This window comes from Rhizobium leguminosarum (assembly GCF_004123835.1).
GTDB classification, from domain to species: Bacteria; Pseudomonadota; Alphaproteobacteria; order Rhizobiales; family Rhizobiaceae; genus Rhizobium; species Rhizobium leguminosarum_M.
Genome location: NZ_MZMU01000003.1, coordinates 311,622 through 334,953 on the forward strand (window position 1 = coordinate 311,622; position 23,332 = coordinate 334,953).

Sequence of the window (23,332 nt, forward strand, 5' to 3'; positions counted from 1 at the left end):
TTGGAACGGATCGGTGGTTCGGCGTCAGATGCCTCAGAGAAACCGGCCGTGGCGCTGCAGCACCTCGATCTTGTAGCCATCGGGATCGCTGATGAAGAAGAACAGGCCGAAGAGCTTGCCGTCGCGGTTGAGCTCCACCAGTTCACCGGGCTTGAGCCCAAGCTTCGACAGCCGCTCTCGCTCGACCGCCACCTCCTCGACCGAGACGGCAAGATGGCCATAGGCATTGCCGAGGTCATAGGGCGCGGTCCGACCCTTGTTGACGGTCAGTTCCAGCTCGAAGCCGGTCTCGGCACTGCTCATATAGATCAATGTGAAGGTTTCGAAATCGACGCGGTCGGCGACCGAAAGGCCGAAGGCCCTCTCGTAGAATTCAACGGAGCGCGCCTCATCGAGAACGCGGATCATGGAGTGGATCATCTTCGCCAAGTCTGCCTCCCATGGCACTACAGTGCCGCGCGTCTTTTTAGACGCGCAAAGGACGCTGTAGCACTTTGAATTATGCAGCAGTTACGGCAGTCTTGGTACCCGTCCTCCTACGCCGGGCGCAAGCCGATTCTTCGGGTGATCGCCCCTTCGACGAGGCCCATAGCGTCATAGATCAGCACCGCCATCAGGCCGACGATCAGACCGCCCTGCAGGATGAAGGCGGTATTGTCGGAAATCAGCCCGGCTATGATGACCTCGCCGAGGCCCTTTGCCGCAACCGTCGAGCCGATCGTCGCCGTGCCGATATTGATCACGGTCGCCACCTTCAAGCCTTCGAGGATCAGCGGCAGTGCAAGCGGCAGTTCGACCCGCAACAGCCGCTGCGTGCCGTTCATGCCCATGCCGTCGGCGGCATCGAGCACTTGCGGCGAAACCTGCTTCAGCCCGGCGACGGTGTTTTCGAAGATCGGCAGCAGGCCGTAGAGAAAGAGCGCAATCAGCGTCGGCATGGCGCCGAAGCCGGTCGCGGGAACGGCAAGCGCCAGCACCGCAACCGGCGGAAAGGTCTGCCCGGCATTGGCGATGGCACGCGACAGCGGCAGGAAATCAGCCCCGCTTTCCCGCGTCACGAAGATGCCGCCGATAACGGCGAGCACGGCGCTGCAGATAATCGAGCCGATCACCAGCTGCAGATGGCCGGCGGCAAGCGAGGCAAGGCTGTTCTGCGTATAGACGGCAGGCGCATTGTTGCTGGTCAGCGGCGTGAGCAGGAAGGAAAGCCACTCCGTCCTGAACAGCAGGATCAAGAGCAGGGCGAGCGCCGCCAGGCGGAAGAGATTGGCGACGAGGAGCTTCATGCCTTGCGGCCCAGTTCGAGAAGCCGGGTCATCGAGATCGAACCCACCGGCGCCTTCTCGCCGTCCTGCACCGCCGCCTCGTCGACCCCCTGCCAGATCATTTCGGCCAGTGCATCGCGCAGACTGAGCGACTGCGGCAGGGCATAGGCGAGACCGCTCTTTGCCGGCTCCATGCTCTCCTTCAGCGGCAGCAGCGACATCAGCTTCAGCGCTCGGTCGGAGGTGCCGGTCAATTGCTGCACGAAGGGATCGGCGGGTTCGGTCAGGATCTTTTCCGGCGTCGAGCATTGCAGCAATTTGCCCTGGCTCATCACCGCGATCTGGTTGCCGAGATGGAAGGCCTCGTCCATGTCGTGGGTGACGAGAATAACCGTCGTGCCGAACTGCTTCTGGATCGCCAGGAGGTCGTCCTGCGCCTTGCCGCGGATGACGGGATCGAGCGCGCCGAAGGGTTCGTCCATCAACAGCAGCTCCGGTTCGGCCGCCAGCGCCCGGGCGACGCCGACGCGCTGCTGCTGGCCGCCGGAGAGCTGGTGCGGATATTTGTCGGCAAAGGTCGCTGGATCGAGGTTGAAAAGCCCGAGCAATTCCTCGACCCGCTTGGCGATACGGGCGGCATCCCAATCGAGGAGCTGCGGCACGGTGGCGATATTCTGCGCCACGGTCCGGTGCGGAAAGAGGCCGTGGCCCTGGATCGCGTAGCCGATCTTGCGGCGAAGCTCGGTCACCGGCACGTCCATCACATTTTGCCCGCCGACGAAGATCTCGCCTTCGGTGATCGGAACCAGCCGGTTGATCATCCGCATCAGCGTCGATTTGCCGGAGCCCGACGTGCCGACGATGACGGTGATCTCGCCCTTCTCGACGCTCATCGAGACGTCGTCGACGACAGTGGCGGCGCCATAGCGCTTGGTGACGTTCCTGATCTCGATCATGGTCATGCGGCGGATCCCCGGATGCTTTCGATGACCGCATCGAGGATGACGGCCGATGAGAAGGCGAAGAAGACAGTCGGCACGGCGCCGAGCAGGACGAGGTCCATGGCCGTCTGGCCGAGCCCCTGGAAGATGAAGATGCCGAAGCCGCCGCCGCCGATCAGTGCGGCGATCGTCACCATGCCGATCGCCTGCACCAGCACGATACGGATGCCGGTGAGGATGACCGGGAAGGCGAGCGGCATGTCGATGCCGGTCAGGATCTGCCAGCGCGTCAGCCCCATGCCGGCCGCAGCGTCGCGCACCGAAGGGTCGACGCCCTGGAGGCCGACGACGGTGTTGGCGACGATCGGCAGCAGCGAATAGAGCACCAGCGCAATCAAGGCAGGCGCCGTGCCGATGCCGCGGATGCCGATGGCGGCGGCGAGCGGCACATGGGTGGCGAGATAGCCGAGCGGCAGCATCAACAGGCCGAAGAGCGCGAGGCTCGGGATCGTCTGGATGAGGCTCAGCCCCTGCAGCACAATGGCGCGCAGCTTCGGCACCCAGAAGCAGAGGATGCCGAGCGGCAAGCCGAGAATGATGGCGATGGCAAGCGAGCCGAACGCCAGCAGCAGATGCGAGATCGCTTCGGTCTCGAATTGCGGGGCCCGCGTCGAAAATTCCTTCATGATCGAAAGGCTGTCGAGCAGGCCGGAGGAGAGCGAGATGAAGAGCAGCGCCGTATAGGCTGCCAGGGCTGCGACCCGCATCCACGGCGCCAGCCGGATCTTCACCAGTGCATCGGAAATGACGAGCCCGATCACGGCAAACAGCACCCAGAAGCCGCCGCCGGGCGTCATGCGCGCCACCGTGCTGCCGGGCGGCGTTGCCGCCGTCGAGACGAGGCCGATCGCAACGATCAGCGCCGCAAGGCAGAGCGTGGCGATGACAAGCCGGGCCACCGCATTGGTGAGGAACAGCGTGGCGAAGGCGGTGAGAAGGAGAAGCACGGTCAGGATGATGACGGAAGGCTGGGGAAGAAGCTGCATCAGCAGCATCGGCTTGCCGGCGGCGATGCGGTTTGCCTTCACGTAAATGAAGGGCATCAGTGCCGTTGCCGCGATGCCGCCGGCCACCAGAACCACGCCGAGCCGGTCCAGTTTACGGACCGCTAAGGTTTCTTCCATCAAATCAACCCTGTCAGCAAAGGAGGCTCCGCCCGCGAACGGGCGGAGCGGGCAATGACTACTTCAGGAAGCCTTTTTCCTTGAGATAGGCTTCGGCGACCGACTTTGCCGGCTCGCCGTCGACCTGGATCTTGGCGTTGAGCTTGCGCAACTCGTCGGCGGTCAGGCTCTTGAAGATCGGCGAGAGCACTTCCTCGATCTTCGGATTGGCCTTCAGCACCTCTTCGCGGATGATCGGCGTCGGGGCATAGACCTGCTGCACATTCTTGTCGTCTTCGAGAACGGTCAGTTCGGCCGCTTCGATCGCGCCGTCGGTGCCGTAGACCATGGCGGTGTTGACGCCGTTCGTCTGGTCGGCGGCCGCCTTGATCGTTGCCGCCGTGTCGCCGCCGGAGAGAACGACCATCTGGTCGGGCTTCAGCTGGAAGCCGTAGGTCGTCTGGAAGGCGGGAAGCGCGCCGGCCGAATTGACGAATTCGGCGGAGGCCGCAAGCTTGGCGGCACCGCCGCCGGCAACCCATTTGCCAAAGTCCGTGAGGCTCTTCAGCTTGTTCGGGTCGGCCACGTCGCTGCGCACGGCGAGCGCCCAGGTGTTGTTGGCAGGCGACGGCGTCAGCCAGACGATCTTGTTGGCATCGTAATCGAGCTTCTTCGCCAGCTCATAGCCTTGGTCGATGTTCTTCCAGGCGGCGTCATCGGCCTTGTTGAAGAAGAAGCCGGCATTGCCGGTATACTCCGGATAGATGTCGATTTCGCCGGCGGTGATCGCCTTGCGCACGACGGGTGTTGCGCCAAGCGCGATGCGGTCCTGCGTCTTGATGCCGTTCGCTTCGAGAGCGAGCGCAATGACGTTGCCGAGCAGCGTGCCTTCGGTGTCGATCTTCGACGAGACGACGACGTCGGCGGCATGGGCCGCACCCACCGCGAAGGCGGAGAGCGAAACGGCAAGTGCGAGTTTCTTCAGCATGGAATATCCCCTTGTTAAACACCGTTGACCTACAGCGCCGCACGTCTTTCAGACGTGCAAGGACGCTGTAGCACTTTGAATTTCTGCATAATTTATCCTGAAATCGGTTCCGATCTCAGGAATTATGCAGTTGCCCAAGCCCTTGGCGGGAGGCTTGCGCGCAGGAAAACCCGCCGGCTAAGGCGACCAAGCCGCCATCATGCCGGAATTGCGTGCGTGATGGAAATAGCGTGCATGCCCGAAAAATCGATGCAAGGCACCTCCAGTATTTGCGGTCGCGGCACGATTATGGCGGCGAATGCACCTCCGCGCGCGGAAACACATTCCCTTTTCCAGGGCCGGCGCGATTTGTTTTTGTCTCCTTGCGTGTTTCCACGATGCTCCGGTGCTCTGTTGCGGGTCCCGCCGCCCGGATTTTTTCTATGATCGAACGATAGCCCGCCTCTCTGGAGGCAGGGATATCTTTTTTCATGAACACATCATATCGTCCGGTTTTTCCAGCGCTTTCCGGAGGTGGCCGTTTGCATCTTGGTGCCCTGTTCATCGCAAGCCATGTCCTGACCTCCGGTTCGGTCCGAGAGACCGCGCGGCGCTTCCAGCTGTCGCCCTCCACCGTCTCGACGGCAATCCGTAATCTCGAGACCGAACTGGCGATGACGCTGACGGAACGCGCATCCGGCGAGCTCGCGACGCTGATTGCGAGCGGCAGGGTGCTGGAAGGCTTGGAGCCGATCATGGCTGCGATCGGCGAGCTCGGCCAATGGGCCGGTCACGACGGTACTGGCGCCGAGATCGACGAGGCCTGGGCATCCCGCATTCCCGTCAAGATCGTCACGATGGAGCGTTTTCTCGAAGTCGCCGACCAGGGCAGCATCAACCGGGCCGCTCGCCGCCTTCGCCTCGGTCAGCCGCAGCTTTCGCTTCAGCTTGCCAATCTTGAGAAATTTCTTGGCCACCGCCTGTTCGAGCGCCAGGCGCAGGGCTCGGTGCTGACGGAGGAGGGCAGGCGCGCCTACCAGATCTTCATGGCGATCAGCCAGGCGTGGAACGATCTCAAATCCTCGGCCGACGAACGTTATCGGCGCACCGCCCGGTCGCTGCGCATCGGCTCGATCATCCCGACCGGATCGGAAAGCTGGGTGGCGCGATGCCTGGGCTCGCTGGTCTCGGAATGGAATGCAAGCCGCAACAACAATGCGATCTCGCTGGTCTCGATGACCGCCGACGATCTGCGCGAGGCGCTGAAGAGCGGCCGCATCGATGTTGCGATCCTGGATTCGGTCTTCGGGCTGGAAAACTTCCGCCATCGCGAATTGCTGCAGACCGAGATGGTGGTGATCGCACCGCCTGACAGTACCGAGACCGGGGTCGCCGATCTCGTCGCCGGCCACCCGATCTGCATGCCGAGCCCGCGCACCGGCCTCGGCCATGCGGCGATGGCCTTCAGCTACGAGCGTGCGCCCAACCGGCGCCTGCACAGCCAGGATATCACCGCGGCGGATTCGCTGCCCGTCATCGTCGACCTCGTCGCCAATCACGGCTACGTCTCCTTCCTCGGTCGCGTCAGCGCCATGCCGATTGCCGACAAGGTGCGAATCGTCGATCTCGACGAGCACCTGCCGATGTCCTATCACGTCGCCTTCAACCATCGAAAAGCCGCCGCCGATGCCTGCACTGTCATCATCGAGGTGGCGGCGAGAATTACGTCGGAAACCGTCGCGCGCACCATAAGGCCGACGGACGCCGGAGCCAGGGAGACCGCAGCGTGACGATTTTGCTCGAAGTGTGCGTGGACAGTGCCGAAGGCCTTGCCGCCGCGATCGAAGGTGGCGCCGGGCGCATCGAGCTCTGCTCGGCGCTGGAACTCGGCGGCCTGACGCCGCTGCCGAGTCTGATGCGGATCGCCGCCCGGGCACCCGTTCCGGTCTATGCGATGATCCGCCCTCACGCCGGCCCCTTCATCTTCGACGGAACGGACGAGGAAGCGATGATGATCGATATCGATGCCGTCCGTGCTGCGGGTCTCGCCGGCGTCGTCATCGGCGCCAACCGCCCGGATGGCACGCTCGACATGCCGTTGATCCACCGTTTGAAGGCGCATGCGGCAGGCCTCGGCTCGACGTTGCATCGCGCTTTCGATCTGGTGCCGGATGCCGATCAGGCGCTGGAGCAGGCGGTCGAACTCGGCTGCGAACGTATCCTCACCTCCGGCTGTGCCCTTAAGGCCGCCGACGGTCTCGACACACTGAAGCGCCTTTCGGCAAAGGCGGCCGGCCGCATCGCCATCATGCCCGGCAGCGGCATCCGCCCGGCGAATGTCGGTGAAATATTACGGGCGACCGGCGCCCGCGAGGTCCACGGTTCCTGCAGCTCACCGGTCGAAAGCCGCGATCCGCGCGCCGTGGCTTTCGGTTTCGAGGCGAAAAGCACAAACAAGACGGATGTCGCCGTCGTCAGGCAGATGCGCAGGGCGATTGAGGCGGCGGGTTAGCCCGACTGCGGAGAAGGGATATGCCGCAACATCTCGATTCCCTCTTCTCCCCAGCGGGGAGAAGGTGCCCGTAGGGCGGATGAGGGGGTCGGCGAAGCCGGTCTTTTCAACAACGCTTATGCGGACTTCGACCGGGCCGGCATCGGATCAACCGTGTTCAGGCGCTTACCATCGGCGCGGCGGAATAGGTTTTACGTGAAGGGTGTGCCGTGCGGCCCCCTCATCCGCCTGCCGGCACCTTCTCCCCGAGGGGAGAAGAGGATATGCCGCGCCCTCTCCGTTCCCCTCACGCTCTCGCATGGCACGCCCCGGTAGGGTGAGGGGCAGCCAAAACCGCAAACCGGGCAACCGTGCTCTTGAACAGAGCTCAGCCGCTTCTGACTGTTCCCGAAATTGCTCTAACCGCCAATACTGATCACCGCCTTGATCAGCCCATTCTTCTCATGCGCCCAGCGCGCGAGATCGCGCGGCGCATCGGCAAGCGTCGTGCGGTGGGTGATGAGTTTGTCCACCGGCACCAGGCCTTTGGCGATCGAATCCGCCACATGTTCGAAATCGACGCGAGTGGCGTTGCGGCTGCCGATCACCATCATCTCGCGCTTGTGGAATTCGGGATCGGAGAAGCGGATATCGTCCTTGACGACGCTGACCAGCACCAGTGCGCCGCCATGGGCGACGAAGGAGAAGGCCCTCTCCATCGAAGGGCCGTAACCCGTCGCGTCGAAGACCACGTCGAAACCGTCGCCGTTGGTCTTTTCCCGTACGGTATCCGCCGTCGCCTCGTTGGCGACGATGCCGGAGGTAAAGCCGAAACGCTCCGACGCCATCTGCAGCCGCTCGGCGCTGGTATCGAGCAGCGTCACCTCATGTCCTGCGATGCGCGAGAAGATCGCCGCCCCGAGCCCGATCGGCCCGGCGCCGATGACGAGCGCCCGCGCCCCGGCACCGGTGATCGAACGACGCACCGCATGAGCGCCGATCGCCAGAAACTCGGTCGTTGCCGCCGCTTCGAGGCTTACACCTTTGGCGGCGTAGAGGTTCTCGGCCGGAACCGAAATCTCCTCGCAGAAGGCGCCGTCGGTATGGACGCCGAGCACCTTGATATTGGTGCAGCAATTCGGCTTGCCCTGACGGCAGGCGATACATTGCCCGCAGGAAAGATAGGGATTGACGATGACGGGCGTCCCGACCGCCATGGCAACGCCGTCGCCCGCTTCCAGCACCGTTGCCGAGATCTCGTGCCCCATCACCCGCGGATATTCGAGGAAGGGATGTTTGCCCTCGAAGATGTGGTAATCGGTGCCGCAAATGCCGACATGGCTGACGGCAAGCCGCACCCAGCCGGCGGCGGGAGCCGCTGGCGAAGGACGCTCGACGATATCGAGCACGCCGGGCTCCCGGCAAAGAACTGCTTTCATGACGGGTCTCGCATTCCTGGAATGGAGGAAGCCGGCTTGTTCAGGCCGGCTGTCTCTTGTCGCTCAATTGCTCCGGCGGCGGCGCAGCTGGTCGAAGAACACGATCACGATGATCAGCAGACCGGTGATGATGCGCTGCCAGAAGGAGTTGACGTTCAGAAGGTTCGCGCCGTTATTGATGGTGGCGAGAATGAAAGCGCCGATCAGCGGGCCGTGCACCGAGCCGACCGCGCCGAACAGGCTGGTGCCGCCGATGACGGAGGAGGCGATCGCCTGCAGTTCCCAGCCGTCGGCCTGTGTCGCATTGCCGATGGCGATGCGCGAGGCAAGCAGCACGCCGACGAAGGCGGCAAAGGAGGCAGACAGGATATAGGCAAGATAGATCATGCCCTTGACGTTGACGCCGGAAAGGCGCGCCGCCTCGGCGTTCGAACCGACCGCGAAGAGATAGCGGCCCCAACGGCTCAGATGGAGGAAGATGAAGGAGGGGACCGCCACCAGGATGACCATCCAGAACAGGCTCGGAATACTGAGCAGATCGGCGCGGGCGAAATTGCTGAAGCCTTCATTGGTGATGTTGATCGTCGAACCGTTGGTGATCAAGAGGCCAATGCCGCGCAGCGATGTCAGGGTTGCCAGCGTGATGATGAACGGCGGCAGGCCCATATGCACGATGCCGAAGCCGTGGAAGGCGCCGATCGCCACACCCATGAGCAGCGTCAGCGCGATCGCCCCCCAGACCGGCACGCCCGCCTGCAGCAGCCAGGCGATGATCACGGTGCAGAAGCCGACGATGGCGCCGACCGAAAGGTCGATGCCGGCGGTGATGATGACGAAGGTCTGGCCGAGCGCCAGGATCGCCGTCATCGCACCCTGACGCAGCAGGTTCGAGATGTTGAGCGGCGTCCAGAAGCTCGGGGTGACGACGCCGAGCACGATCCAGAGGAAGATCAGCAGGCCGATCAGCGTCAGGCCGAACAGGATGTTCATTTTCCGGCGCGGCGGCGGTGCGACGATTTCGGTGGGGGTGGCAGTCATGAATTTTCTCCCTCTTATTCTTTTGGCTCAAACGCCGATCGCTTCGCTGAGCACTTCTTCATGCGTCGCCGCGTGATAATCATGGCTCGCGACGATTTTGCCGGCGCGGAAGACGTGCAGCCGGTCAGCCAGTTCGTAGACCTCGGGCAGGTAGGAGGAGATCAGGATGATGCCGGCGCCGTCCTTCAGAAGCTTGGCGAAGAGCCGGTAGATTTCCGCCTTGGTGCCGACATCGACGCCGACGGTCGGCTCGTCGAAGATGAAGAGCCGGGCGCCGTGGCTCAGCCACTTGCCGATGACGATCTTCTGCTGGTTGCCGCCCGACATGCTGGAGGCCGGAACGCGCCGGCTCGGCGTCTTGATGCTGAGATTGCGGATCTGCTGGTCGGCATTGGCCGATTCGCGCGTGTGATTGATCACCGGCCCGTGGCTCAGCCGCCCGAACACCGGCAGGTTGATGTTGAGGCCGATCGGCAGGTTGAGGCAAAGCCCCTGGTCGCGCCGGCTTTCCGGCGCCAGCGCAATGCCGAGCTCCATGGCGGTGCGTTCGTTGCGGATGTCAACAGGCTTGCCCATCCATTGGACATCGCCTGATGTCGTCGGCTGGCGTCCGTAGAGCCCGAGCGCGAATTCGCTGCGCCCGGCGCCGATCAGGCCGTAGAGGCCGACGATCTGTCCCGCCTTGACGCTCAGCGACACGTCTTGGAAGCCGGGACCGGAGAGGCCGTTGACCGTGAGGATCGTCTCGCCGATCGCAATCTTTTCCTTGTGGTAGATCTGTTCGATCGAGCGGTTGATCATCAGCGAGATCAATTCGGCGTCGTTGGTCTCGCCGATCAGCCGCGTGCCGACATGCGTGCCGTCGCGCAGCACCGAGACACGGTCGGCAAGCTCGAAGACTTCCTCCATGCGGTGGCTGATATAGACGATGGTGACACCTTCGCCCTGCAGCCGGCGGATCAGCTTGAAGAGCTGCGCCGATTCCTGGCGGGTAAGATAGGCGGTGGGTTCATCGAAGATCAGGAATTGCGTGCCGCGCATCGCCGCGCGCGCGGTTGCCACCAGCTGCTGCTGGCCGATGGTCAGCTCGCTTAGCAGTGCACCCGCCGGCAGGCCGAAGCCGAGATCGTCGAGCACGGCCTGGGCCATCTTCTCCATCTGCTTCTTGCGCATCAGGCCGAAGCGGTTGACCTCGTCTCCGAGAAAGAGATTGGCGGCGACCGTCAGGTGCCGGCAGAGCACGACCTCCTGGTGCACGGCGTTGATGCCGCGCGCAATTGTCTCGTTCGGCGTCGCCAGCGCCACCGGCTGGCCGCACCACAGCACTTCGCCGGCGGTGCGGGTAATGACGCCGGTCAGCAATTTGATGAGGGTGGATTTGCCGGCGCCGTTTTCGCCGACGATGGCGTGGATTTCGCCGGCAAGAAAGGTCAGCGTCGCTGGCTTCAGCGCCTGCACATGACCGTAATTCTTCTGCAGGCCCTTGAGTTCGAGGATAGGCGATCCGGCGGGAATTCGATTGGCTTCTTTCAGCGTCGCGCTGTCATCATGGCGATGACTGACCTCTTCCAGTCCGATCATGGGACCTCTCCTCCTTGTGTCGCGTCTGCTCTCCATCCCCTGCAAAACATAGCACGGATGGAAAAGGCCGCGCCGGTTTTTGAAGCCGGCGCGGCCTATCAGTCTTTGTTACTTGATCTTCGGGTTCAGCAGCGCGTCGATCTTCGGATCGGCCATATTCGCCTTGGTGACGAGGTTTGCGCCGGTGTCGACATTCTCTTCGACCTTCTCGCCCTTGGAGACGGCAAGCGCGGTCTTCACGCCGTCATAACCCATGCGGTAGGGATCCTGAACGACCAGGCCGGCAATCGCGCCATCCTTGAGGAAGCCGACCGTCTTGTCGTCGCTGTCGAAGCCAATGACCTTGATCTTGTCGCCGAGCTTGTTTTCGGCGATCGCCTGGCCGACGCCCTGCGCCATGATCAGGTTCGAGGCGAAGATGCCGACGAGGTTCGGGTTTGCCGTGATCAGGTCGGTCATCATGTTGAGGCCGGTCGTTGCCTGGCCGTCGCCGTACTTGTCGGCGATGACCTTCAGGCCCGGATACTTGGTCTTCACCTGATCCAGGAAGCCTTCGCGGCGCTGTTCCAGCGAGCCGACGCCCGGAAGGTTGGTGAGGATGACGACTTCGCCCTCTTCCTTGCCGGTGGCGCCCTTGATAGCGGCGGCCAGACCGTCAGCGGCGATGCGGCCGCCCTGAACGTTGTCGGTCGTCAGGAACGACTTGAACGCCTTGGAGTCAGCACCCGAGTCAATGCCGATGATCGGTACCGACTTGGCCGCTTCATCGATCGGCTTGCCGAGCGCCTTGAATTCGGTCGGCGAAATGACGATGGCCGCCGGCTTGCCGGCAACGGCGTTCTCAAGAATGCTGATCTGGCCGTTGACGTCGGATTCGGCCTGTGCGCCGAGTTCCGGCACGTTGACGCCGAGATCCTGGCCGGCCTTGCGGGCGCCGGCCAGAACGATCTGCCAGTAGAAGGACGTCGTGTCCTTGACGATGATCGGGATCGTCACGTCGGCGGCAAACGACGGTGCCGGCATCGCCGTGGCGATAACGGCGGCGCCTGCAAGCGCGGTAAAGGCGCGGCGGGACAGAAGGGATTTCACGAAACTCATAAGGGTTCTCCTCTCAGGGTGCGTTCTCCTCCGAATAAATCGACCGCTGAACGCAGGCGGACGATTTTTATCGATAAAAAACATTTGCCAGGTGAAGCTAGCCGAGGCGCAATCAAATTGCAAGAGCGCCAAACCGGCTTTTTTTCTTTGGAAAACTCCCGCCAAGCAACTGATTTTATTCCAATACCACGATACCCTAAAATAGGGATCAGGCGATGTCGACCTCGTGCGGATGGACGACGCCCTTTTTCAAAATCAGGTTGCCGTACAGCCGGAATTCCGTCGTCGCGACGATGTAGGTGGCCTTGCGGGCCATCGCGTAGAAGGCAAAACGCTCCACCGGCACGATGCGGAAATCGCCGGCGTGCTTGGAAACGATCTGCTGGAACTCGGTGCAGACCTCGGGCATCGCATCGGGATCGCCGACCACCTCCATCCGCCACGCCGCTTCCGGCACGAAAGTGTCGAGCGGCATATGGGTCAGGATGGCCTCGGCCATGTCAGTGGCGCTGACGCCGTCGGCGCGAATGACCGGCGGGCCCATCGAGCCCGAGGGAAAATTGGCGTCCGATATGACGATGTCGTCGCCATGCCCCATGGTCTTCAGCGCATGAAGCAGGTCGGGGCCAAGCAGCGGATGAATACCCTTGAGCATAGTCTCTCCTCAGACTCGGACGGCTTCGGCGCCGAGCGGCGGCGCGACCAGCGTATAGGGTTCGAATTCGGCATAGATATCGTCGGCAAGCCGCGGCTCGACGATCTCCATGTTCCGCGTCAGGCTCGAAGGCTTGGCCGTGCCGATCAGCACCGATGCGACGATCGCCTCGCGCAGCGGAAACTGCAGGGCGGGGGCTGCCAGCGGCACGCCGTGGCTTTTGGCGATCGCCTCCATGGCGCCGACCTTGGCCAGCACGTCGTCATCAGCCGGCATATAGTCGAAATGCGAACCCGGCACCGGGCCGGTGGCGAGAATGCCGGAGTTGAAGACGCCGCCGACGACGAGCGAGGTGCCCTTCTGCCGGCAGAGCGGCAGCAGTTCGGCGACGGCCGAGCGGTCGAGCAGCGTGTAGCGGCCGGCCATCAGAATGCAGTCGAGATCGGCATGGCGCATGACATCGAGGCAAACGGGCACTTCGTTGACGCCGAGGCCGAAGGCGGAAATCGCGCCAGACGATTTGAGTTCTTCCAGCGCCTTCACGCCGGAATCGAGAAACTGCTTCTGGTGGACCGCATTCTTCGCCGCGCCATGCGTATAGACGCCGAGATCGTGCACGTAGAGAATATCGATGCGGTTGAGGCCGAGGCGCGCATAGCTGAATTCGACCGAGCGCATGATGCCGTCATAGGAATAGTCGTAATCGGCATCGAAGGAGAGCGGATCGACATAGCTGTAATCAGGCACGGTGCCGGTCGGCACCGGCCGAAGCAGCCGGCCGACCTTGGTGGAAAGCACGTAAGAGCCGTCCGGCTGGTCGCGCAGGAAATCGCCGACCCGCCGTTCGGCAAGACCGAGCCCGTACCAGGGCGCCACGTCGAAATAGCGGATGCCGCTGTCCCAGGCCGCCTGCAGCGTGTCCATCGCCTGCTCGCGCGGGCAGGCGCGGTAGAGACCGCCGAGAGCGGCTGCGCCGAAACTGATTTCGGTCACCTCCAGCTTGGTCTTGCCGATCCGTCTCGTCTTCATCATTCCTCCTCGCGAAGAAGCTGAACTATCTGGAGCAATCCCAGGAAAAGTGTGAAGCGGTTTTCCGTCCGGGATTGCGTACTTCAAATCAATCCCGGGAAAAGTGTGAAGCGGTTTTTCGTCCGGGATTGCGTAAAAACAAAGATTACAGCGTCGCACCGAGATGCCACGGCACGAATTCATTGTCGCCGTAGCCGAAGATCTCGCTCTTGGTCTTCTTGCCCGAGGCGGTATCGACGATGAGGTCAAAGATCTCGCGGCCCTTGCCGCTGATCGTCGCATCGCCGGTGGCGATCGTGCCGCAATCGATGTCCATATCCTCTTCCATCGAGGCATAGAGCGCCGAATTGCTGGAAAGCTTCAGCGACGGCGCCGGCCGACAGCCGAAGCAGCTGCCGCGGCCTGTGGTAAAGGCGATCATGTTTGCCCCGCCCGCCACCTGGCCGGTCGCCGAGACCGGGTCGTAGCCGGGCGTGTCCATGAAGACGAGACCAGGGGCCGTGACCCGCTCGGCATAACCATAGACCGCCGTCAGCGGCGAACGCCCGCCCTTGGCGACCGCGCCGAGCGACTTTTCAAGGATGGTGGTCAGCCCGCCGCGCTTGTTGCCGGGCGAGGGATTGTTGTCGAGCGAGGCGCCGTGCAGGGCGACGTACTCCTCCCACCAGGCAATCTTGTCATCGAGCTTCTTTGCCACCTCGTCGCTGACGGCGCGGCTGCGCAGCAGATGTTCCGCACCATAGATTTCGGAGGTCTCCGACAGGATCGCCGTGCCGCCGGCTGCCGCCAGCAGATCGGCTGCGACGCCCAGCGCCGGATTGGCGGTGATGCCGGAAAAGCCGTCCGAGCCGCCGCACTGCAGCCCGATGATGATCTCGCCGATCGACATCGGCACGCGCTTTTCCTTGCCGACATCGGCGGCGATCTCGCGCAGCATGCCCATGGCGCGCTCGACCGCGCGGCGCGAACCGCCGGCATCCTGGATGTTGAAATGCCGCTTCGAGGCGCCCGCACCACTCTGGCCGTACAGCGTCAGCTGGTTGACCTCGCAGCCGAGGCCGATCATCAGTACGCCTCCGAAATTCACATGCCTTGTGTAGCCGGCGAGCGTCCGGTGTAGCACGTTCATGCCGTCGCCGGTCGAGCTCATGCCGCAGCCCTGGTCGTGCACGATCGGCACGAAACCGTCGATGCCTTCATAATGCGGCAGGATCGTCCGGTTCGCCTCGTCGGCAATTGCCCGGCAGACCGTGGTGGAACAGTTCACGCTGGCGATGATGCCGATATAGTTGCGGGTCGCCGCCCGCCCGTCGGCGCGGCGATAGCCCATGAAGGTGCGCCCCACGTCGTCGACTGTGGCCGCTTCCGGCGCCGAATTGGCGGTCGCCGCCAGCCGGTCGTTTTCGAAATGCAGGTTGTGGCTGTGCACATGGTCGCCGGCCTTGACCTCGGCCGTCGTGCGGCCGATCGCCTGTCCGTATTTCACCACCGGCGAACCGAGCGGAATATCCGCGATCGCCACCTTGTGGCCGGGGTCGATCTTCTCACGGGTCTGAATGCCGGCAACCGTCGAACCCGGCGCGATTGCCGCCGTTGCGACCGCGACATTGTCACCGGCCGAAAGGATGATCCAAGGCAATTTATCCAATGTCGTCTCCCTAGAGCATGATGCCGAAAAGTGTCAGCGGTTTTCGGACGACATCATGCTCTAACTCTTTAATTTAGAACAGGATTCAGATTTTTAGGCCATCCCACCTAAAATCATCCTGTTCTAGCGGAACGCTCGCTGCATCGGCGAAAGCGCATTGATTTTGTTTTTTATCTACAATAAACATTTTCAAGTCAACGGGAATATTGATCCTGTGGACGAGGGAGGCAATGAGCCGCAGGCGACCGGAAATAAGCTAAAGGTCGTTTGAACAAGCCCCGATTTTTCTGCCCTGCTGGAGAGTGGGCGGTGGATACGAGGGCGGAAAGCGGGGTCTGGTGGCAAGGCAGAATACGGTCTTCAAGGAAGCCTACAACAGGTATGCCGTAGCCCTGCGCACGGATACGGCGCTGCCGTCGGAACCGGAGATCGCCGCCCAGCTCGGCGTCAGCCGCTCGACGGCGCGCGCCATCCTGACGCGGCTCAGCGAAGAAGGCATCATCCGTTGGAACAAACGCCAGAAGATCGTGCTGCGCCAGCCGACCGACCATGACCTCTTTCCCTCCGAAGAAACCGACTCCCTGCATGATATCATCGAGCGCAGCTTCATGCAGCGCATCCTTGCCGATGATGCAGCACCTGGCATGCAGATCAACGAATTGGAGCTTGCCCGCGAGATCGGCACCGGCACGACCAGCGTGCGCGAATTCCTCATCCGCTTCTCCCGCTTCGGCCTCATCGAGAAGCGCCCGAACAGCCACTGGACGCTCAAAGGCTTCACCCGCGAATTCGCCCTCGAACTTGCCGATGTGCGCGAAATGTTCGAGCTGCATTCCGCCGCCGAATTCGGCCGGCTTTCCAGGGATAATCAGAGCTGGGCCGATCTTGCCGCTATGCGCGACGAACATCACGCCATGCTTGCCGACATCAACCAGCGCTTCAAGGATTTCTCCGTCCTCGACGAACGCTTCCACTTGCTGATCCACCGCGCCTCGAAAAACCGCTTCATCGCCGATTTCTACGACGCCATCGCCATCGTCTTCCACTATCACTACCAGTGGAACAAGACTGCCGCGCGCCAGCGCAACGAGCGCGCCATCCACGAACATCTGGATTATATCGCAGCCCTGGAATCCCGCGACCAGGCGGCAATCGAAACCGCCTGCCGCGCGCATCTGCACTCCGCCCGCCAGACCTTGCTGCAATCCCTGCCGCAGATCGCGACGGAGAGCGCGTGAGGAGCGTAAGCGAAGGGCGACAAAAGTCGTGCCGTGCAGCCCCCTCATCCGACCCTTCGGGCCACCTTCTCCCCGAGGGGAGAAGAGGCAGCAAGGCGCGCCGACACTGCCAAACGAACCCGCCTGCCCAACGGCACTCCATCCAATGGGGTCGCTGACGAAGCGGGCATTTTCCCTCTTCTCCCCAGCGGGGAGAAGGTGCCCGTAGGGCGGATGAGGGGGCCACAGGCACGACATCAACGACGACTAGCCCATCCTGATGCAGCGTCGCTGCAAATGTCCGGTGGCATTTTTCGTTTTTCCGTCCGCTGTTGCCGCGTTACGGCCGACCTTGCCGGAAGTCGACCAGAGTGAGACACAGGGCACAATGACTGCCCTTATTGCGTCCACCCGGCACGTTTCGGCCCGAAGCGGACATTTATAAATCCGTCACGATATGTCGGCAAAACCTCTGGGCTGATCCGGATGCCGCGTCAAACCTATTGAAATAACCTCCTCGATGCGCATGGTCGACGCATCCACCGTCTGCGATGAGCGATGATCATGAATGGAGAGCAAGTTTTACCGATGGAAAACACCTCTGCCCCCTCCAGCAATGCCGAATGGACGCTGGCCGATTTCCTGAGCACCTATCGCTATTGGGCCGTGTTTTTTTCCTCGCTTCTTTTGGCAATCGGCGGACAGGGTTTCAGCACGGTCTTTCCCGTGATCTCGCAAATGACGGGCAGCAGCGCTCAGACGATCGGGATCTTCTATTCCGGCTCCACTCTTGGTTGGGTTGCCGGCGCGTTCCTGGCGTTTATCGTCGCGAGCCGCCATGGTCGGTCGGCGTTGATTTCGCCCATTCTCGTCTGTGCCATTGTCGCCGTCGGTTTTCTGCCGGCGCCCGCATTGTGGGGATCGCCGGGCTTTCTGTTTTTGTTCGGTGTGGTGTTCGGCACGGTTCGGGCCGTTTTCCCTCTCGCGATCGCGATATTCCTGGTGGGCGGGCGACCGGGCAAAATTGACTTCGGCTGCGCTCTCACGCTCTTGTCGACGACGATCCTGATCTCAGCCTTTGCTCCGATCGGCGCGTCGTGGCTATACCAACTCGATCTAGGCGCCGTGCCTGTCGTTTCGGGTTTCCTGGCCTGCCTGCTTCTCGCTGTCATATTGCTGGTGCCGGCCGGAAACCTGGCCTTCGATGAAGCTCCGCGTCCGCGACACAGGCCGCTTGCGCCGCGCCGGCGATCACCTCTCCTGGTCGCTGTCATCTTGGTCACGCCGCCGATCCTGATTTTTCTGATGGGGATCAGTGTCCATCTGTTTCAGGCAAATGATGCCGACGTCGCCTCTTCCCCCGTCCCGCTGCTGTTAGCGCTGCTGGTCTTCGCCATTGCTGTGGCCGCCTTTATCTATCTTGCCTATTGGGTTTATCGCATCCACGGGGAGCTGGCGGGCGCCGCGCAGTCGCAGCGCCTGCTGACGCCGCTTGCCGCCATGCTGATCGCGATCCTCGTGCCGCTCGGATTGCCGGTTCTTGTGATGACCCTTGGCGATCTCCTCAATGAGCGCGCACGCGACAGAGGCGAGGGAAGGTTGATGTCGATTGCCTGGCTCGGCATCTGGAGCTTCGTCTTGCCGCCGGTCGCCATCGCAATGATCCAGAACGCGGCGAATGACAGCTATGGCATGGGCCAAGACACGGCGTAACAGCGACAGCACGGCCACGGTTTTCCGGCAACTGCTTCATTTTTCTCGACAAGTCCTCCGATGCCATGCTCGGCGCCGGCATCATGAAACATTTCGATGTGTAAGCCGTTATCGTGCTCATGACGGCCGCCAAACTCAATCCGAAATCGGTCGATGGCACCGAACCGCACGGTGCCGAGAAGTCGCGCCAGGAGAAGGCGTCGACTGCCGAAGTCGCGCTGCCGCCAGATGCCATCCCACCCGATCCGGAGTTGACGCCTGAGGAGGCCGAGCAGGCGCGCAAGCGGTATTTGCTGAAGCGTTTCTGGATCAGCGCGCGCCGCTACTGGGGCCGCGGTGGCGACAAACTCGCCTGGCCGTGCACCATCGGCCTGTTGACCCTGATCGGCATGAATGTCGGCTTCCAGTACGGAATCAATCTCTGGAACCGCGCGATTTTTGACGCCCTGGAGCAACGTAATGCCCGCACCGTCTATGTCTTGAGCGTCGTATTCCTGCCACTGGCGCTCGGAACTGCAGCCCTTGTCACCACACAAGTCGCCCTTCGCATGATGATTCAACGCCGCTGGCGTTCCTGGCTGACGACCGCCGTCATCGCGCGCTGGCTCGCAAGCGGTCGTTACTATCAGTTGAACCTCATCGGCGGCGACCACAAGAACCCCGAAGCGCGCATCGCGGAGGATTTGCGGATTGCCACCGAAGCACCTGTCGATTTCATCTCCGGTGTCATCGCCGCCTTTCTGTCGGCCTCGACCTTCATCGTGGTGCTCTGGACGATTGGCGGGGCACTCACTCTGACGATCGCCGGTTCGACCGTCACCATTCCCGGCTTTCTCGTCATCACTGCGGTCCTCTACGCCACGATCACGTCAACTTCGATGACGGTCATCGGCCGCCATTTCGTCCGCGTCTCCGAGGCCAAAAATCAAACGGAAGCCGAATTTCGCTACACGCTGACGCATGTGCGGGAAAACGGCGAGAGCATCGCATTGCTCGGCGGCGAAGAGGAGGAGCGGAACGATCTCGGCAAGACCTTCGCCAATGTGCTTAGGCAATGGGCGCTGCTTGCACGCCAGCACATGCGCACAGCCCTTGTGTCGCAGGGGTCGAGCCTGTTTGCGCCAGTCGTCCCGATTTTGCTGTGCGCTCCTAAGTTTCTCGAAGGCAGCATGACGCTTGGGCAGGTCATGCAGGCTGCCTCTGCCTTCGCCATCGTTCAGAGCGCGTTCGGATGGCTGGTCGACAACTACCCCCGTCTTGCCGATTGGAACGCCTGTGCACGGCGCATCGCTTCGCTGATGATGTCGCTCGATGGGCTCGAGCGCGCCGAACAGAGCAACGCTTTGGGACGCATCAAGCGCGGTGAAACGGAAGGCGAGGCGATGCTTAGCCTGAACGATCTTTCCGTGTCGCTGGACGATGGCACCGCCGTGGTCAAGGAAACCCAGGTCGTGATCGAACCAGGCGAGCGGGTGCTCGTTGCCGGCGAATCCGGGTCCGGCAAGAGCACGCTGGTGCGCGCCATCGCAGGTCTTTGGCCGTGGGGTGAGGGCAGCGTCAATTTCCACGCCGACAGACGATTGTTCATGTTGCCGCAACGGCCCTATATCCCTTCCGGGACGCTTCGCCGGGCCGTCGCCTATCCCGGTGCCGCCGATAGCTGGACACTGGATAAGATCAAGGCGGCGCTCGACAAGGTGGGGCTCGATTATCTGAACGACAAGATCGAGGAAGACGCGCCCTGGGACCAGACCTTGTCGGGCGGTGAAAAGCAGCGGCTCGCCTTTGCGCGTCTGCTGCTGCACCATCCCGATATCATCGTGCTGGATGAAGCAACCTCAGCACTCGATGAGAAGAGCCAGGATAAGATGATGCAGATGGTGATCGATGAATTGCCTGACGTGACCATCATCAGCGTCGCGCATCGGGCTGAACTGGAAGCCTTCCATAGCCGCAAGATCACGCTGGAGCGGCGCGAGGGCGGCGCAAAGCTTGTTAGCGATATCGATCTTGTCCCGCGCAGGAGAAAACGGAACTTGCTGTCACGCGTTTTGAAGAACCCCTCACTGCCGAAAGGTAGCACGAGTTCGAGCGGCACCGTCCCGGAATAGAAATTGAAGGGCGCTCGCGGATGAGCAACAGCTACCTATTGCTCGTTCTGGGGCAGGTTGTCGGTGATGTCGTAGTAGTCGCCTTTATCAGCGACAAAGATATGCATTTTCAGTTTGGTTTCGGTCGGGCCATCAAATGCACCCATCGCGACAGCAATCCAGTCGTGATGGGGCGGATCCCAAAACAGCGATGATCCGCATACCCTGCAAAATCCACGCCTCACCTTTTCTGAGGATTGATACCAGGTGACACTTTCGCCTCCCTGGATCGTGATCTGACGCCTTGGCACGTCGGCTGAAGCGAAAAAGTGGCCGGATTGTTTTCGACATTTGGAGCAATGGCACGCGTCCGGCGCTCGCAGTTCGCCTTCGATTTCAAAAGTTACTGCACCACACAGACAGGATCCCTTATGCATCAGCGTTCATCTCTCTCTAAAGCTGCGCCGAGGATTCCGCGCTTGCAATCTGATCCAGATTTTCGATCAGCCGCTTGAGCAGATCGACAAGTTGCTCCGCTTCCGCATCCGTGAACCCAGTCAATGCCTCTTTATTTCCTCGGAACAAGGCGGCAATTGCCTCCGGCATGCGTTCCTGTGCGGTTTTCGTCAGCACGATGCGGCTGCTGCGACCGTCAGCCGGGTCGGGTGTCCGCTGGATTAGGCCATCCCTCTCCATGCGAGCGAGCATCTGCGCCATCGGCGGTTGCTCGACCCTGGCGAAGCGGGCGAGGTCGCGCTGCGTGCTGGCCTTGCCATTCTGCAGCGCGACCAGAACAGGCAACTGGCCGACACCGAAGCCGAACGGTTTAAGGCGTGACTCGCTGAGGCGGGCAAACCCCCGCGCCGCAAGACTGATGAGATGCCCCGGCGTAGAAAGCACGTCTTCGTCCAATTCCGATCACCCTTTGCCTGCGCTTGACCGCGAGATATATATGTACATATGTATATTGATGTGCGGCATGAGGCAAGGCCGTTTCGATGCCGCCCAGCGAATGTTTCAATCTCCATCGAGGAAACGACATGTCTAAAAATGACGTCGAAATGATCAAGCGCATCTATGCCAGCTTCAACGCCAGAGACATCGAGGCTGTTCTTGCCGTCCTGTCCGATGATGTCGCCTGGGCCAACGGCATGGATGGCGGCCACGTTCACGGTCGTGCGGCCGTGCACGACTATTGGACACGCCAATGGGCCGTCATCAGTCCGCACGTCGAGCCGGTCGCGTTTGAAGAATCGCAAGATGGAGCCGTCGCTGTCGAGGTGATCCAGTCTGTCTTCGACCTCGATGGCCGGCCGCTGGAAGGGCAAAACCATGGCCTGAAGGACAAGACCGTGACGCATATCTTCCGCATGCAAGGCGATAGAATTGTTCGCTTCGATATCCAGGATGCGCTGTAAGCCCAGCATGCTCTGTAAGCTGGTACTCCCTATGCGGGGATGACCGCTCCTGTTGCGACGCGCCATTGTCAGACCCGCCTTTCGGCCGTCGGGCGGCCTGCGTTCAATTCGCGCTTAGCCGGCGGTATCGGTTCAGAGCCTGCGCTTCCAGACGCCGCTTGTCGCGCTCGACATAGTCGGAGCCCAGCTTTGTCAGACAGAATTGCCGTTTCTGAAATTCCCCGCGGATCAAGATGAAACCTTGCTCTTCGGCTTCGCTCAATGTCTTCAGGCTGGTGCCTTTAGGGGGAGACTGCCAGGCCATGCCATCGGCGCTGTGCAGCAAGACCATGATCTTTATAATATTGTTTCTCCACGGCTGATGCATCCAGCCGGGCTGCATCGCTTCAGCAATCCGCTGGTTCCGTATTCTTTATTTGGCACCATCCAGGACAAGCCCATTGATTTAAAAGGATTATATTTGGCTAGACCGGAGTTTCGCAAAGCTATTGTATAAAAGCTCCAATAGTCTTGGTCAATTCAATCACTCCGTCCCAACAGGTTTGGTCATGCCTGGCGATTGGCCCGATGGCGCTTATTTCCATTGAATCCCGACATCAGCGGCGCATAGTGTCGACGTTCCCGGCTTTGCCGGTTGAACGGATGGGGGGATCCGGAGCATGTCAGCAAATCTCGACGATATCCGTAACCAGCAACGTGAGACGTGGGACAAATTTTCCGCCGGCTGGAAGAAATGGGACAGCTTGGTTCTCAGCTGGCTCGCCCCGTTTGGTGACACCATGCTCCGGCGCGCAAATCTCTCCAACGGCTTTAGCGTGCTTGACATAGCCGCTGGCACTGGCGAACCCGGCCTGACGGCGGCGGCGGCAATCCCGGACGGTCATGTTGTCGTAACCGATCTCTCGGAAAATATGCTGACCGTTGCCGCAGAAAATGCGGCCAGACGTGGCCTCAAAAACTTCGAAACTCGCCTATGCGATGCGGGAGCGTTGCCTTTTGCCGATGCCAGTTTCGACGCCGTTCTGTGCCGGTTTGGGTTTATGTTCTTCCCGGATATCGCTGCCGCCGCCAAGGAGATGGCGCGCGTGGCAAAGCCCGGTGCGCGCGTCTGCGCAGCAGTCTGGAGCACTCCCGCCAAAAATTCATGGGCGACCACGATCATGGGCACGATCGCCCGCCACGTGGAAATGCCCTCGCCACCACCCGGCTCTCCGGGCCTGTTCCGCTGTGCGGGGGAAGGCATGATGGTCGAGACCTTCAGAGAGGCGGGCCTTCTCGATGTCGCCGAGGAAGAGGTGTCGGCGATGATGGTACACGATACCCCGGCGCGCTACTGGGACTTCATGACTGAGGTCGCCGCGCCTGTCGTCGCTGGACTATCCAGGGCAGATGCGGCAACACGGGAGAAAATCCGCGACGAGGTTCTGGAGCTAGCTCTCCACTCCGTCAGCGATGGCAAGGTTCGCCTTCGCTCAACGGCAACGGTCATCACAGGCACGCGATAGCCTGCTGCAGAATTCTTTGAATCGGAATCGTAGCGATTTGTCGCGCGACGCCGAGCCTAATTTGCCCCTTGGTC

Annotated in this window: 23 protein-coding genes; 7 read left to right on the forward strand and 16 right to left on the reverse strand. The window is 61.6% G+C overall.

Annotated features, from left to right (window positions below; translation table 11 throughout):
* Positions 1 to 33: 33 nt before the first annotated feature.
* The 6 genes from B5P46_RS05260 to B5P46_RS05285 form a co-directional block, all read right to left on the reverse strand.
* Positions 34 to 429: a VOC family protein gene (locus B5P46_RS05260; protein ID WP_129417794.1), complete on the reverse strand. Its 396-nt coding sequence runs from the start codon at positions 427 to 429 to the stop codon at positions 34 to 36.
* Between the two features lie 107 nt (positions 430 to 536).
* A complete protein-coding gene (locus tag B5P46_RS05265) occupies positions 537 to 1,286 on the reverse strand; it encodes an ABC transporter permease (protein WP_129417795.1) in 750 nt (249 codons plus the stop codon).
* On the reverse strand, positions 1,283 to 2,227 hold the full coding sequence (locus tag B5P46_RS05270) for an ABC transporter ATP-binding protein (protein WP_129417796.1): 945 nt from the start codon (positions 2,225 to 2,227) through the stop codon (positions 1,283 to 1,285). Before B5P46_RS05270 ends, B5P46_RS05265 begins: the two co-directional genes overlap by 4 nt.
* Positions 2,224 to 3,390 carry an ABC transporter permease gene (locus B5P46_RS05275; protein WP_129417797.1) on the reverse strand — a complete coding sequence of 389 codons (1,167 nt, stop codon included), beginning with the start codon at positions 3,388 to 3,390 and terminating at the stop codon, positions 2,224 to 2,226. Before B5P46_RS05275 ends, B5P46_RS05270 begins: the two co-directional genes overlap by 4 nt.
* A 58-nt stretch (positions 3,391 to 3,448) precedes the next feature.
* Positions 3,449 to 4,357 carry a glycine betaine ABC transporter substrate-binding protein OsmF gene (osmF, locus tag B5P46_RS05280; RefSeq protein WP_129417798.1) on the reverse strand — a complete coding sequence of 303 codons (909 nt, stop codon included), beginning with the start codon at positions 4,355 to 4,357 and terminating at the stop codon, positions 3,449 to 3,451.
* Between the two features lie 286 nt (positions 4,358 to 4,643).
* Positions 4,644 to 4,829, reverse strand: coding sequence for an acetyltransferase (locus tag B5P46_RS05285; RefSeq protein ID WP_245456107.1), 186 nt, complete (start codon positions 4,827 to 4,829; stop codon positions 4,644 to 4,646).
* A gap of 49 nt (positions 4,830 to 4,878) precedes the next feature.
* On the opposite strand from B5P46_RS05285, the gene B5P46_RS05290 reads away from it, so the two are divergent.
* Both B5P46_RS05290 and B5P46_RS05295 read left to right on the forward strand, forming a co-directional pair.
* Positions 4,879 to 6,126, forward strand: coding sequence for a LysR family transcriptional regulator (locus tag B5P46_RS05290; RefSeq protein WP_129418833.1), 1,248 nt, complete (start codon positions 4,879 to 4,881; stop codon positions 6,124 to 6,126).
* On the forward strand, positions 6,123 to 6,848 hold the full coding sequence (locus tag B5P46_RS05295) for a copper homeostasis protein CutC (protein ID WP_129417800.1): 726 nt from the start codon (positions 6,123 to 6,125) through the stop codon (positions 6,846 to 6,848). Before B5P46_RS05290 ends, B5P46_RS05295 begins: the two co-directional genes overlap by 4 nt.
* Before the next feature lie 398 nt (positions 6,849 to 7,246).
* Here the strand turns inward: B5P46_RS05295 and B5P46_RS05300 are convergent, their stop codons facing one another.
* The 7 genes from B5P46_RS05300 to B5P46_RS05330 form a co-directional block, all read right to left on the reverse strand.
* Positions 7,247 to 8,266, reverse strand: a complete 1,020-nt coding sequence (locus B5P46_RS05300; protein WP_129417801.1) for a zinc-binding alcohol dehydrogenase family protein — start codon at positions 8,264 to 8,266, stop codon at positions 7,247 to 7,249.
* A gap of 63 nt (positions 8,267 to 8,329) precedes the next feature.
* On the reverse strand, positions 8,330 to 9,304 hold the full coding sequence (locus tag B5P46_RS05305; RefSeq protein WP_003545129.1) for an ABC transporter permease: 975 nt from the start codon (positions 9,302 to 9,304) through the stop codon (positions 8,330 to 8,332).
* 27 nt (positions 9,305 to 9,331) lie between these two features.
* Positions 9,332 to 10,885 (reverse strand): sugar ABC transporter ATP-binding protein, encoded by a 1,554-nt coding sequence (locus B5P46_RS05310; RefSeq protein ID WP_129417802.1) that lies wholly within the window; start codon positions 10,883 to 10,885, stop codon positions 9,332 to 9,334.
* A gap of 108 nt (positions 10,886 to 10,993) precedes the next feature.
* Entirely contained in the window at positions 10,994 to 11,983 is a 990-nt protein-coding gene (locus B5P46_RS05315; RefSeq protein WP_129417803.1) for an ABC transporter substrate-binding protein, read from the reverse strand.
* Positions 11,984 to 12,191: 208 nt separating this feature from the next.
* Positions 12,192 to 12,638, reverse strand: a complete 447-nt coding sequence (locus B5P46_RS05320) for an RbsD/FucU family protein (protein ID WP_129417804.1) — start codon at positions 12,636 to 12,638, stop codon at positions 12,192 to 12,194.
* Between the two features lie 9 nt (positions 12,639 to 12,647).
* The gene (locus B5P46_RS05325; protein ID WP_129418834.1) at positions 12,648 to 13,667 is read right to left on the reverse strand and encodes an aldo/keto reductase; all 1,020 of its coding nucleotides are present in this window, start codon (positions 13,665 to 13,667) and stop codon (positions 12,648 to 12,650) included.
* A 145-nt stretch (positions 13,668 to 13,812) separates the two neighbouring features.
* The gene (locus B5P46_RS05330) at positions 13,813 to 15,315 is read right to left on the reverse strand and encodes a UxaA family hydrolase (RefSeq protein WP_129417805.1); all 1,503 of its coding nucleotides are present in this window, start codon (positions 15,313 to 15,315) and stop codon (positions 13,813 to 13,815) included.
* Positions 15,316 to 15,653: 338 nt separating this feature from the next.
* On the opposite strand from B5P46_RS05330, the gene B5P46_RS05335 reads away from it, so the two are divergent.
* The 3 genes from B5P46_RS05335 to B5P46_RS05345 all read left to right on the forward strand — a co-directional run bounded on the left by B5P46_RS05335 (position 15,654) and on the right by B5P46_RS05345 (position 20,356).
* Positions 15,654 to 16,553 (forward strand): GntR family transcriptional regulator, encoded by a 900-nt coding sequence (locus B5P46_RS05335; protein WP_129417806.1) that lies wholly within the window; start codon positions 15,654 to 15,656, stop codon positions 16,551 to 16,553.
* A 567-nt stretch (positions 16,554 to 17,120) separates the two neighbouring features.
* A complete protein-coding gene (locus B5P46_RS05340) occupies positions 17,121 to 18,245 on the forward strand; it encodes a hypothetical protein (protein ID WP_129417807.1) in 1,125 nt (374 codons plus the stop codon).
* Positions 18,246 to 18,364: 119 nt separating this feature from the next.
* Positions 18,365 to 20,356 carry an ABC transporter ATP-binding protein/permease gene (locus B5P46_RS05345; protein ID WP_129417808.1) on the forward strand — a complete coding sequence of 664 codons (1,992 nt, stop codon included), beginning with the start codon at positions 18,365 to 18,367 and terminating at the stop codon, positions 20,354 to 20,356.
* 35 nt (positions 20,357 to 20,391) lie between these two features.
* Here the strand turns inward: B5P46_RS05345 and B5P46_RS05350 are convergent, their stop codons facing one another.
* Both B5P46_RS05350 and B5P46_RS05355 read right to left on the reverse strand, forming a co-directional pair.
* Entirely contained in the window at positions 20,392 to 20,772 is a 381-nt protein-coding gene (locus B5P46_RS05350; RefSeq protein ID WP_129417809.1) for a GFA family protein, read from the reverse strand.
* Between the two features lie 16 nt (positions 20,773 to 20,788).
* Positions 20,789 to 21,247, reverse strand: a complete 459-nt coding sequence (locus B5P46_RS05355; RefSeq protein WP_129417810.1) for a MarR family winged helix-turn-helix transcriptional regulator — start codon at positions 21,245 to 21,247, stop codon at positions 20,789 to 20,791.
* 128 nt (positions 21,248 to 21,375) lie between these two features.
* Here B5P46_RS05355 and B5P46_RS05360 point away from each other — a divergent pair, with 128 nt between their 5' ends.
* Positions 21,376 to 21,753 carry a nuclear transport factor 2 family protein gene (locus B5P46_RS05360; RefSeq protein ID WP_129417811.1) on the forward strand — a complete coding sequence of 126 codons (378 nt, stop codon included), beginning with the start codon at positions 21,376 to 21,378 and terminating at the stop codon, positions 21,751 to 21,753.
* Between the two features lie 103 nt (positions 21,754 to 21,856).
* Here B5P46_RS05360 and B5P46_RS05365 read toward each other — a convergent pair whose 3' ends face one another.
* Positions 21,857 to 22,135: a hypothetical protein gene (locus B5P46_RS05365; protein ID WP_206735310.1), complete on the reverse strand. Its 279-nt coding sequence runs from the start codon at positions 22,133 to 22,135 to the stop codon at positions 21,857 to 21,859.
* A gap of 277 nt (positions 22,136 to 22,412) precedes the next feature.
* Between B5P46_RS05365 and B5P46_RS05370 the strand changes: the two genes are divergently transcribed.
* Positions 22,413 to 23,258: a class I SAM-dependent methyltransferase gene (locus tag B5P46_RS05370; protein ID WP_129417812.1), complete on the forward strand. Its 846-nt coding sequence runs from the start codon at positions 22,413 to 22,415 to the stop codon at positions 23,256 to 23,258.
* Positions 23,259 to 23,332: the final 74 nt, after the last annotated feature.

Bases quoted from the DNA above. Each gene is read 5' to 3' on its own strand.
- B5P46_RS05315 (WP_129417803.1), bottom strand. From the start codon at position 11,983: ATGAGTTTCGTGAAATCCCTTCTGTCCCGCCGCGCCTTTACCGCGCTT.
- B5P46_RS05365 (WP_206735310.1), bottom strand. From the start codon at position 22,135: ATGCAGCCCGGCTGGATGCATCAGCCGTGGAGAAACAATATTATAAAG.
- B5P46_RS05370 (WP_129417812.1), top strand. From the start codon at position 22,413: ATGTCAGCAAATCTCGACGATATCCGTAACCAGCAACGTGAGACGTGG.
- B5P46_RS05340 (WP_129417807.1), top strand. From the start codon at position 17,121: ATGGAAAACACCTCTGCCCCCTCCAGCAATGCCGAATGGACGCTGGCC.
- B5P46_RS05360 (WP_129417811.1), top strand. From the start codon at position 21,376: ATGTCTAAAAATGACGTCGAAATGATCAAGCGCATCTATGCCAGCTTC.
- B5P46_RS05310 (WP_129417802.1), bottom strand. From the start codon at position 10,885: ATGATCGGACTGGAAGAGGTCAGTCATCGCCATGATGACAGCGCGACG.
- B5P46_RS05320 (WP_129417804.1), bottom strand. From the start codon at position 12,638: ATGCTCAAGGGTATTCATCCGCTGCTTGGCCCCGACCTGCTTCATGCG.
- B5P46_RS05265 (WP_129417795.1), bottom strand. From the start codon at position 1,286: ATGAAGCTCCTCGTCGCCAATCTCTTCCGCCTGGCGGCGCTCGCCCTG.
- B5P46_RS05270 (WP_129417796.1), bottom strand. From the start codon at position 2,227: ATGACCATGATCGAGATCAGGAACGTCACCAAGCGCTATGGCGCCGCC.
- B5P46_RS05350 (WP_129417809.1), bottom strand. From the start codon at position 20,772: ATGCATAAGGGATCCTGTCTGTGTGGTGCAGTAACTTTTGAAATCGAA.
- B5P46_RS05285 (WP_245456107.1), bottom strand. From the start codon at position 4,829: ATGAAAAAAGATATCCCTGCCTCCAGAGAGGCGGGCTATCGTTCGATC.
- B5P46_RS05275 (WP_129417797.1), bottom strand. From the start codon at position 3,390: ATGGAAGAAACCTTAGCGGTCCGTAAACTGGACCGGCTCGGCGTGGTT.
- osmF (WP_129417798.1), bottom strand. From the start codon at position 4,357: ATGCTGAAGAAACTCGCACTTGCCGTTTCGCTCTCCGCCTTCGCGGTG.
- B5P46_RS05325 (WP_129418834.1), bottom strand. From the start codon at position 13,667: ATGAAGACGAGACGGATCGGCAAGACCAAGCTGGAGGTGACCGAAATC.
- B5P46_RS05345 (WP_129417808.1), top strand. From the start codon at position 18,365: ATGACGGCCGCCAAACTCAATCCGAAATCGGTCGATGGCACCGAACCG.
- B5P46_RS05305 (WP_003545129.1), bottom strand. From the start codon at position 9,304: ATGACTGCCACCCCCACCGAAATCGTCGCACCGCCGCCGCGCCGGAAA.
- B5P46_RS05300 (WP_129417801.1), bottom strand. From the start codon at position 8,266: ATGAAAGCAGTTCTTTGCCGGGAGCCCGGCGTGCTCGATATCGTCGAG.